Genomic DNA, 9,749 nt, shown 5'->3' with positions numbered 1-9,749 from the left:
GGGGGGCCGGGGTGCGGATGACCGGGACTGCTGGGCGGCATCTCTGATCGCGATGGCCTGGACATGAACCTCCCGGCCATTCCTTCGGGGGCTTCCCGACAGTCTTTGGCATTCCGGGGCGGGCCGGGCAGTCAAGGGTGGCCGAAGGCCATCGCGAAGCGACGCGACGAAGGAGCGCCCTTGACGGCCCGGACCGAACCGGAAGGACAGTGGACTGGCGGGACGCCCCCGGACACCCCACCGACCCCGGTCGACTCAGACCCCGACCCCGGCATCCCGATCAATCCCCCGGTGGGCGGGCCGGAGCAGCAGTGCGCCACGCAGTTCCGGCTCACGGTCTCGGCCCAGCGGGTTCCCTCGGCCGAGACTCCTCACGGCTGTCATACGTCTGCGGACGCCGGGCCGTTGAGGGGCGTCGTCACCGCGACGCGCACCGCGCCGGTGGCCGAGACCGCGACCTGTGCGACCGTGTGCTCTTCGGGGTGGCCGGCGACGACGGCCGGGAGGCCCTCAAGCGTCGGCATGTGGCGCACGTTCCACCCCGCGCCCTGGAAGTACGCCTGCGCGCGTGCCACGGCCCGTACCCCCTCGTCCTGCGGCAGCGGCGGGGTCGACCAGGTGTGGTGGACCGAGGTCCCGGACTCGTCCCGGACCGTGCTGAGGCCTTCCCCGGGCTGCGTGGGCGCCGACCCGACGTGCAGCGCGTCGTAGATCCGGCTGGAGTGGCCGACGGCGCGGTCCCGCGCGGCCTCGTCGATCCGCGGGGCCTCCAGCCCGGCGGGATCGGCCGCGGTCGCCGCCGAAGCCTTACCCGGCGGGAGGAAGCAGGGCGATGTCACCTTGACGGAGGCGACGCCCTCGCCCTTGGCGCGGTCCGTGACGCCGGTCACGGCGTCCATCCAGAAGTCGTCGGGCTCCGTACGCATGTAGACCGTCGGAAAGGGGCTGGCCCAGTCGACCTCGCCCGAAGTGTTGTACTTGTAGCCCTGCTTCAGCCAGGCGTCCCGTGCCTGCCGCACGAGGTTCTGGGCCTCGGACCCCGGAACGCCGGTCAGTTTGTAGATGACGGTGACCTGCACGCGGTCGTCGGGGCCGTGGTCGTCCCTGGCGATGCAGGCGCCGACAGGGGCGTTGCCCATGCGCTCCAGTCTCGGTTGGGGCGACATGCCGTCCACCGCCTGGTGAATGATTTCTTCTGCCCGGTCGATCGCCTGCTGCTCGTTCATCTTGACCTGCTTCGGTGCCTTGCCGCCGGTTTTCTGTCCGTCCCCCTGCCCCCCGCACGCGGTCACCATGATCGTCATGGCCAGCAGTGCGGCAGCCGGGATTGCTTTGCGTAGCTTCACGGTCGTCCTCCGGTAACGATCTTCGCCAGGCTACCGAGGGGCTTTTCGTCCCAGTACTGGGAGTGTGCGGGCATCACTTCCCAGTCCTTGCCCGGGTGCTTACCGTCAGGGACCTTGAAGACCTGGCCCCCGAAGTCGTCGGACGTCGGATCGGTTCCGTGAACGATCGTGTGGTCGTCGAAGAGGTCCCAGTACGCCTTCGGGCTGAGCGGGTCGCGGGCCGGGGGTGGGGCGATGTTGATCAGGTCGTTCTTGGCCGTGGCCGCGAAGACATGGTCAGGCGGGATGTTCAGGTCCTTCGCGTGGTCCACGCCCACGCCCGGACTGCCCACCATGATCGCGTTCTCGACCGGCAGGTCGATGTGCATGCTCATCGTCTCGCCGACGACCAGGGACCCGTAGCTGTGGCCCAGGAGCGTCTGCTTGACGCCATGGTGATTGGCTTCCTGGATGCCCTGAACGAAGTTGCCCAGCGGCTCCCTCGCATTGTCGGCCCACTTGGTCTCCGTCGCATCGGTCGCGATGCCCTGCGGGGCGTCGTAGCCGAGCCAGACGATCGACGCCGTCTTGTGGGCGGAATCCTGGCGCTCCGCCTCCGCCTGGAGCGCCACGGCCCTGTCCATGTCTCCGCTGATGGACTCCAGCTTGGCGAACGTCCCGGGCACGTACGTCACCACGTTGTCGGCGGTGTCCGGATTGCCGATGGAGACGATGGCGCGCCCCATGTTGTTGCCGTCGAAGCCGAGCAGATAGGGGCGGTTGCTCTCGCTCGTGTAGCTGTCGAAACGTTTCTGTATGTCGTCCATGCCCTTGTAGCCGTTCTCGATCTTCTTCCTCTTCTCCTCCCATTCCTTCCACTCGTCCGTCGGGACCATCGCGCCCTTCACCTCGCGGCCCGTGATGGGGCTGATGTAGGGCTTGTAGTGCTCCGGCTCCTTCTTGAGCCAGGCGTCGTACTCCACCTGCTTGGCGCCGCGCTGTTCCGCGAGCACGGTGCGGTTCGCGTCGTCGCGTACGGCCGAGGGGAGGCCGTCGAGCGCTCCGATGCTCGCGGGGTGCATGGAGACGTAGGCTTCGCGCTGCTCGTCGGAGAGGCCGTTCCACCAGTTGGCGTTGTCCTGGGGCCAGTCGTTCTTCGGCGGTGGCTTGATCGTGTGGAGGTAGGCATCGGCCGCCTCGCGTACGCCACCGGTGTCCGAGGTGACGTCCGTCCAGTCCCGGGCGGAAACCGTCAGGTCGTCATCGGCCTTGAGGGCCCGTATCTTCGGCGCCCACTTCGTGTCCGCGTCCGTGGCTTCCTTGATCGCGTCGGCGATCCGGTCCGCGTACCCGATCGCCTTGCCGAAGTTCGGGTTCGGGTGGATGTTCGCCGCTTGGCGGTCCAGTGCGTCGGAGGTGGCGTTCCCTCCGGCGCTCCCGGTGACCGTGCCGCCCTCGGTGACCTTCTCGGCGCCCGGCTTCTGACCTGCCGGGTACGCGACCGAGCCGTCCGCCTTCACCGTGCAGCCGTCCGCCTCGGCGTCGTGGACCGCCGCTTCCAGCTTCCGCTGGGCGGCTGCCATGTCGTAGGCGAGCCCGTTCAGAGCCGTGCTGATCACACCGCATTCGGTCTGGGTGTACTGGAAGTTCTTCGCCAGGGCTTGGAGCTGCTTCTGCGAGGCATTCGCCGCCTCGCCCGACAGCGCCTTGCGCATGCCCGCGGCGACGGAGTTCTCGACATGGTCCTTGGCCGCCTGGGCCATGCTGCCCATGGCGCGGTATCCATCGGCGGCGTCCTCGAACTCGGAGGGCTTGAGGGCCTTGAGGGTGGCGTAGTCCATCGCGCGGTCACTGGCCCTTCGTCTGGCCGCCGAGCGCGTCCGTGTCCGCGTACTTGGCGTTCAGCTTGTTCATTTCGGCGTTGACCGCCTCATCGGTGGTCAGCAGGTCGCGGCCCACCTGTCCGAGGACCGACTGGAGCGAGCCGCAGCGCTCGCTGACGCTCTCGGCGTACTTCTTCCAGGAGTCGTACACCTCCTTCTGAGCCGCCGCGCTCTCGCAACCCTTGATCGCGTCGAGCCCGCTCTGGCCGTTCTCCAGCTTGGTCAGCGCGGTGCTGACGTTCTGGCGCAGGGAGCCGACTCCTTCGCCGGCCGCGGTCCACGCCTTCTTGCTGGAGACCAGGCCGCCGGTCACGGCGCTGGGCCCGGAACTGGGCTCGACCGGAACGTGGTTGAGCCGCATCGCCACGGACTGCCCGTCATTCCCGCCGGCCTTGATCTGTTCCCACTCGTCCCACGCCATGCGCAGCCCCCGTCTACCCCTGCGGATCACATCAGCCGGGTACATTACATCGCACCAGCAACACGCAGCTCATGAGTACCTGTACCTATGTGCATGAGCGCCTGCCCCGCTCAAGGGTGTTGCGGAAGGGTGACCGCGGGCGCGGGCGGGTGGCCGTCGGCGATCAACGTCGTCCCGGCGGCTGTTGCGTGCAGGTCCGACTCGCGCGGGACGCACTGTGCGTCTCCCCGAGCCCCCCGAGCCCCCGAGCCCGCCCCCGCCCCCTACCCCGTGCGCCGGATGAGCGCCAGGTACATCGCGTCCGTCCCGTGCAGGTGCGGCCACAGCTGTACGTCCGGGCCGTCGCCCAGGGCCGGGACGCCCGCCATGTACGGCCTGGCGTCGATCAGTTCGGCCGACACCGGCGAGGCTCCCGCTCCGCGGCCCTTGAGGACGTCGTCCACGACCACCCGGGTCTCCGCCAGGTGGGGCGAGCACGTCGCGTAGCCCACGACTCCGCCGACCCGGACCGCCGACAGCGCCTCCCGCAGCAGCGCACGCTGGAGCGGGGCAAAGCCCTCCAGATCCTCGGGGCGGCGCCGCCACCGCGCCTCCGGGCGGCGGCGCAGCGCGCCCAGGCCGGAGCACGGGACGTCCATCAGGACCCGGTCGAAGGAGCCCGGCCGCCACGGCGGCCGGGTGCCGTCGGCCGCGATGACCTGGTACGGGCCGGGGTTGCCGGTCAGGGCCCGCTCCACGAGCCGTGCCCGGTGCGGCTGCTTCTCGGAGGCCAGCAGGAACGCCCCGCGCTGCGCTGCCAGGGCCGCCAGCAGGGCCGCCTTGCCGCCGGGTCCCGCGCAGCCGTCCAGCCAGCGCTCGTCGCTGCCCTCGACCGGCGCGGCCGCCAGGGCCATCGCCACCAGCTGGCTGCCCTCGTCCTGGACGCCGGCGCGCCCCTCGCGGACCGCCTCCAGCGCGCCGGGTTCGCCGCCCTCGGCCATCCGGACGGCGTACGGCGACCAGCGCCCCGGCAGCGCCGAGTCCTCGCCGACCGCCTCCAGCAGTTCCTCCCGGGTGGAGCGGCCCGGCCGCGCCACCAGCGTGACCTCGGGCCGCTCGTTGTCGGCTTCGAGGAGGTCCTCGATGCCGGCCCGGCCGCCGCCGAGCGCGTCCCACAGGGCGCTGACGACCCACCTGGGGTGCGAGTGGTACACCGCGAGGTGCTCCTCGGCGTCCTCCTCGTAGGGCGGGGCCACCCGCTCAAGCCAGCCGTCCAAGTCGTGCGCGGCGATCTTGCGCAGCACGGCGTTCACGAACTTGGCGCGCCCGTCCCCGAGTACCACCCGGGCGAGCTCGACGCTGGCCGACACCGCCGCGTGCGTGGGGATCCGGGTCCCCAGCAGCTGGTGGGCGCCGAGCGAGAGCACGTCCAGTACCGGCGGGTCCACCTCGCGCAGCGGCCGGTCGATGCAGGCCTTGATGACCGCGTCGTACGTGCCCTGGCGGCGCAGCGTCCCGTACACCAGCTCGGTGGCCAGGGCCGCGTCGCGGGCCTGGAAGTCCTCGTCCTGGCGGGCCTTGCGCAGCAGCGGGGGCAGGACGAGGTTCGCGTACGCGTCGCGCTCGTCCACCGCCCGGAGGACCTCGAAGGCCAGCATGCGGACGGGGTCCTTCTTGGGACGGCGGTACGGCTTGGCCTGCTTGCCGCCCGCGCCACCTGCGCGGCCGGCTGCGGGACGACGACGGGGCTGTTCGCTCACGTGAAAGGTGCTCCGGATGTACGAGTTACGAGTACTGCAGGTGCTGCAAGTGCCGCTACGGCTCAGGTTCAGCCTACGTCGGCCCCGCCGAGGCGCTCGCCGGGAGCGATCCGCACGCCGCGTGCCCAGTCGGCTCCGCGCATCGGCTTCTTGCCCTGGGGCTGCACCCAGAGCAGCTCCACGGCGTGCGAGCCGGTGCCGACGTACACGTTGTTCTTGGCGGGGGCGAGCTCGCCGGGTGCCAGGTCCGTGCGGTCGGTGACGAGGCCGACGGAGATCAGCTTGAGCCGCTCCCCGCGGAAGACGGTCCATGCTCCCGGGGCGGGCGTGCAGCCGCGCACCACGCGGTCGGCGCGCATCGCCGGGGCGTTCCAGTCGATCCGGGCGTCCTCGACGGTGATCTTGGGGGCCTGCGAGATCCCGTCGGCGGGCTGCCCGACGGCGCGCAGGGTGCCGTCCTCGATGCCGTCCATGGTGGCGGCCAGCAGGCCGGCGCCGGCGAAGGCGAGGCGGGTCAGCAGGTCGCCACTGGTGTCGGTGGGCCGGATCTCCTCGGTCAGGTGGCCGTAGACGGGTCCGGAGTCCAGGCCCTCCTCGATGAGGAAGGTCGAAGCGCCGGTGACCTGGTCCCCCGCCATGATCGAGTGCTGTACGGGCGCGGCCCCGCGCCAGGCGGGCAGCAGCGAGAAGTGCAGGTTGACCCAGCCGCGGCGGGGGATGTCGAGGGCGCTCTTGGGGATCAGCGCGCCGTACGCGACGACCGGGCAGCAGTCGGGGTCGATCTCGCGCAGCCGGGCCTGGAATTCCGGGTCGCGGGGCCGGGCCGGCTTGAGGACCTCGATGCCGGCCTCCTCGGCGCGCTCGGCGACCGGGCTGGCGACGAGGCGCCGGCCGCGGCCGGCCGGTGCGTCGGGCCGGGTGACGACGGCGGCGACCTCGTGGCGCCCGGAGGCGATCAGGGCGTCCAGGGCGGGCACGGCAACCTCGGGGGTGCCTGCGAAGACGAGCTTCACTGGGGTCCTACCTCGCTATCTCGGCTGTCAGCAGCGCACCAGTCTATGGTCCCGGCCTCGCCGTGGGGTGCCCGGCCCGATCAACAGGCGTCCCAGAGGCCACTGTCGCCCCACCAGGGGGCGTACGCACACACGCGCGCCTCTCGCATATGCCGACACGCCTTTGGTGCGTGACTTCATGGCCGTTTGGCGCGTTGGTCAAGAGAGATTGACCGAAACCGGGCCGCGCGTTGAGAACGGTGTCTGCGGCCCGATCCGCTCTTCAGCACCGGTTCGAGAGGCTTCTTCATGGCCGACCACGCCACCCACGACGCCCAAGCACGGGCCAGCCTGCACCTCCTGGTGCGGGACATCGAGCGGGTTCGCCGGCAGGTGGATGCTCTGCGTACGCTCACCGCCCAGCTCGGCAACGTGTACCGCCCGCGCCGCTCCGGTCCCTCCACGGGCTTCGTCGTCTACGGCAGGGCCCCCGCGCCCACCGTCCGCCTCGCGCAGGAGCTGCGGGACAGTGTCGAGACGCTGGTGACCGCAGCGGTGGACTTCGACCGCTCGCTCGGCTTCTCGTGGGACGCGGTGGGTTCCGCGCTCGGCGTCACCAAGCAGGCCGTGCACCGGCGGTACGGAGCCCGGCGGGCGCAGGCCGCGGAGTCCGCGGAGCCGCTGGCCGAGGGCACGACCACCCGGACCCTGGGGCCGCTGCCCACCGTCCCGGCGGCCCGCTCGGTCCCGCCGCAGCCGGTGCGCGAGGAGTCCCAGGCCACGGCCCCGTCCCGCTCCGCGGCCCTCCCGGGACCCCGTAGCGGCTGATCCGCCGGCAACGGCTGATCCGCCGCCGGCCGCCGGGACGCCGACCTCCGACGGCCGGCCGGAGCGCCGCCGCACCCGCATCCCGCCCCTGGCGGGACGACCCCTCCGGCCGTTCCCACCAGGGGCGTTCGGCTGCGCGCGGCGAGGCGACGGCGCGGCCGGGGCCGCGGCCTCAGCCGATGTCCGGCGGGTCGATCCGCACCCGGACCGCCTCCGCCGCCGGAACTCCCCGGGCCAGCCGGGCCGCCTGGGCCGATTTCAGGGCGGCCGCCAGCGCCGCCCCGCTGCCGGGCGGGACGCGGACCAGGGCCCGCTCCCCCGGCGACGGCTCCCCCCGCCGCCCCGGCACCGGGACCGGGCCGAGCACCTCGGCGTCCGGCGGCAGCCCCGCGCCGGCCAGGAAGGCCTCCACCGCCTCGCCCCGCCCGGCCACGGCGGCCATCCGGGACACCGGCGGGAAGCCGAGCTGGGCCCGCTCGGCGAGTTCGCGTACGGCATGGCCCACCGGATCCCACCGCACGAGGGCCTGGACCGGCCGCAGCGTCGGTTCGGCGACCACGACGACCTGCCCCTCCCCCCTGACCAGCGAGGCGGCGGCGATCCAGCGGCGCAGCGCGTCCTCCCCGGCCCGCAGGTCGGGCCGGGTCAGCATCGCCCAGCCGTCCAGCAGCAGCGCCGCCGCGTACCCCGTGCCCGCCGCGACCGGCTCGGCACCGGGGGTGCACACCACCAGGGCGGGCCGGTCGGGCACCTCGTCCAGGACGTGGTCGCGGCCGGACGTGCGTACGGGCACGGCCGGGAAGGCCCGTCCGAGCTCCTCGGCCGTCCGCCGGGCGCCGACCACCTGGGCGCGCAGCCGGAAGGACCCGCACTCCTCGCAATGCCAGGCGGTCTCCTGCCGTCCGCACCAGCCGCAGTGCAGATCCCGCGCGTCGGGCGCCTCCAGGGGGCCCGCGCAGACCGTGCAGCGGGCGGGGGTGCGGCAGCGCTCGCACGCCAGCCGCGGCGCATAGCCACGCCGGGGCACCTGCACGAGCACGGGCCCTGACTTCAGCCCCTCCCGTACGGTCTCCCAGGCCAGGCTCGGCAGCCGGGCCGCGCGGGCCGCCTCGTCCCGGGCCAGCAGTTCGTCGCCCACGGTCCGGATCCGGGGCGCGCAGGCCCGTACCGTCTCCCGGTCGGCGACCAGCGGGCGCGCCCAGCCCGTCTCGACCAGCTGGGCGGCCTCCACGGTGCAGCTCGTGCTCCCGGCCAGGAATCCGCAGCCGTCGCCGACGGCGCGCAGCTCCAGCACCTCCCGTACGTGGGGGAACGGCGCGTGGTCGTCGCCGTGGCTGGAGTCGCCGTCGTCCCAGATGGCGACCAGCCCGAGGTCCCGTACGGGCGCGAACATCGCGGCGCGGGTGCCGATGACGGCCCGTACCGAGCCGCGGTGCACGGCGAGCCACTGGCGGTAGCGCTTCTCCGGGCCCGATTCGGCGGTCAGCAGGGCGTGCCGCCCCTCGCCGAGCAGGGCGGTCAGCGCCGCGTCGACCCGGGCCGCGGTGCGCCCGTCGGGCAGGACGGCGAGGGCGCCCCGGCCGGAGGCGAGGGTGGCGGCCATGGCCCGGGCCAGCTCGTCGGCCCAGCCGGGGCCGGGCAGGGCGGTCCAGACGGCACGCGGGGCGGAGCCGGCGGCGAGGGCCCGCAGGAAGGCGGGGCCGGAGCCGTAGCGCGCCCAGCCGCCGGGCTCGGGCGGGGCGGGCGGGGGCAGCGGCTCGGGTGAGGGCTTGGCCTCGGCGCGGGCGTTGCGCGGGGGCAGCGCGAGCTGCAATACGTCGGCCAGGCTGCCGGCGTACCGGTCGGCGACGGCGCGGGCCAGGGCGAGCATGCCCGGGGTGAGGACGACCTCGGGCGAGACGACGTGGGCGAGGGCGGCCAGGGCGCCGTTGTAGTCGGATTCGGCGCGGCGCTCGACGATGAACCCGTCGATGAGGCCGCCGCCCTCGCGGCGGCCTCCGTGGACCTGGTGGGAGCCGGCTCCGAAGCGGACCCGGACGCGGACGCCGGGCTGCGCGGCCTCGGAGAGCTCCTCGGGGACGGCGTAGTCCCAGAGCTGGTCGAGGTGGAGGACGCCCTTGTTGACGAGGACCCGGGCGACGGGCAGTTCCCGGGCGAGGGCGGCGCCCCGCCAGGTGCGCGGTTTGGCCTTGGGGGCCTTGGCCTTCGCCTCGGCGACCATCTCCCGCATCAGCGCGAGCTGCTCCGGCGGACCGCCGGGACCCTGGTCCCCGCCCTGCTGTCCGGATTCGTTCGTGCTGCTCACACCCGCATTCTTACCAAACCCCACCGACAACGGACGGGGCCGGCCGCGCTCCCGAGATCTTGGTCGGCGGCGGAGGGTTTCCCTCACCGCGGGGAGAACCCGCCTGCTCCAGATGTATCCGTCGCCTTCGCACCGGGAGGCGTGCGCCGGCGCATCCGCGAAGACGCCGCAGGTCACCCATATTTTCCGACGCAGGGGACGCGGTTCCAGGACGCGGACCACAGGCCACGCGGAACGCCGACGGCCCCGGACCGCA

Annotated in this window: 7 protein-coding genes; 1 reads left to right on the top strand and 6 read right to left on the bottom strand. The window is 73.1% G+C overall.

Going from position 1 to position 9,749, the window contains the following annotated elements:
• Positions 1-380 precede the first annotated feature (380 nt).
• The 5 genes from ABTY04_RS26360 to fmt form a co-directional block, all read right to left on the bottom strand.
• Positions 381-1,346 (bottom strand): hypothetical protein, encoded by a 966-nt coding sequence (locus tag ABTY04_RS26360; protein WP_352215860.1) that lies wholly within the window; start codon positions 1,344-1,346, stop codon positions 381-383.
• A complete protein-coding gene (locus ABTY04_RS26355; RefSeq protein WP_352215859.1) occupies positions 1,343-3,166 on the bottom strand; it encodes an alpha/beta hydrolase in 1,824 nt (607 codons plus the stop codon). The genes ABTY04_RS26360 and ABTY04_RS26355 overlap by 4 nt, the downstream gene beginning before the upstream one ends.
• 7 nt (positions 3,167-3,173) lie before the next feature.
• The gene (locus ABTY04_RS26350; RefSeq protein WP_352215858.1) at positions 3,174-3,629 is read right to left on the bottom strand and encodes a hypothetical protein; all 456 of its coding nucleotides are present in this window, start codon (positions 3,627-3,629) and stop codon (positions 3,174-3,176) included.
• A gap of 263 nt (positions 3,630-3,892) precedes the next feature.
• The gene (locus tag ABTY04_RS26345; protein WP_352215857.1) at positions 3,893-5,368 is read right to left on the bottom strand and encodes an RsmB/NOP family class I SAM-dependent RNA methyltransferase; all 1,476 of its coding nucleotides are present in this window, start codon (positions 5,366-5,368) and stop codon (positions 3,893-3,895) included.
• 68 nt (positions 5,369-5,436) lie between these two features.
• A complete protein-coding gene (gene fmt, locus ABTY04_RS26340) occupies positions 5,437-6,381 on the bottom strand; it encodes a methionyl-tRNA formyltransferase (protein WP_352215856.1) in 945 nt (314 codons plus the stop codon).
• 288 nt (positions 6,382-6,669) lie between these two features.
• Here fmt and ABTY04_RS26335 point away from each other — a divergent pair, with 288 nt between their 5' ends.
• Complete coding sequence (locus ABTY04_RS26335) at positions 6,670-7,188, top strand: hypothetical protein (RefSeq protein WP_352215855.1); 519 nt, start codon at positions 6,670-6,672, stop codon at positions 7,186-7,188.
• A 172-nt stretch (positions 7,189-7,360) separates the two neighbouring features.
• Here ABTY04_RS26335 and ABTY04_RS26330 read toward each other — a convergent pair whose 3' ends face one another.
• Positions 7,361-9,493 (bottom strand): primosomal protein N', encoded by a 2,133-nt coding sequence (locus ABTY04_RS26330; protein ID WP_352215854.1) that lies wholly within the window; start codon positions 9,491-9,493, stop codon positions 7,361-7,363.
• Positions 9,494-9,749 lie beyond the last annotated feature (256 nt).

This window comes from Streptomyces sp. NPDC097981 (genome assembly GCF_040302565.1).
Taxonomy (GTDB): domain Bacteria; phylum Actinomycetota; class Actinomycetes; order Streptomycetales; family Streptomycetaceae; genus Streptomyces.
Note: the sequence above shows the minus strand (reverse complement) of the source record. Positions and strands in the feature narration are given on the sequence as shown.

What these genes read in the sequence shown, in the direction of transcription:
- ABTY04_RS26355 (WP_352215859.1), bottom strand. Translation starts at nt 3,166, where the DNA reads ATGGACTACGCCACCCTCAAGGCCCTCAAGCCCTCCGAGTTCGAGGAC.
- ABTY04_RS26335 (WP_352215855.1), top strand. Translation starts at nt 6,670, where the DNA reads ATGGCCGACCACGCCACCCACGACGCCCAAGCACGGGCCAGCCTGCAC.
- ABTY04_RS26350 (WP_352215858.1), bottom strand. Translation starts at nt 3,629, where the DNA reads ATGGCGTGGGACGAGTGGGAACAGATCAAGGCCGGCGGGAATGACGGG.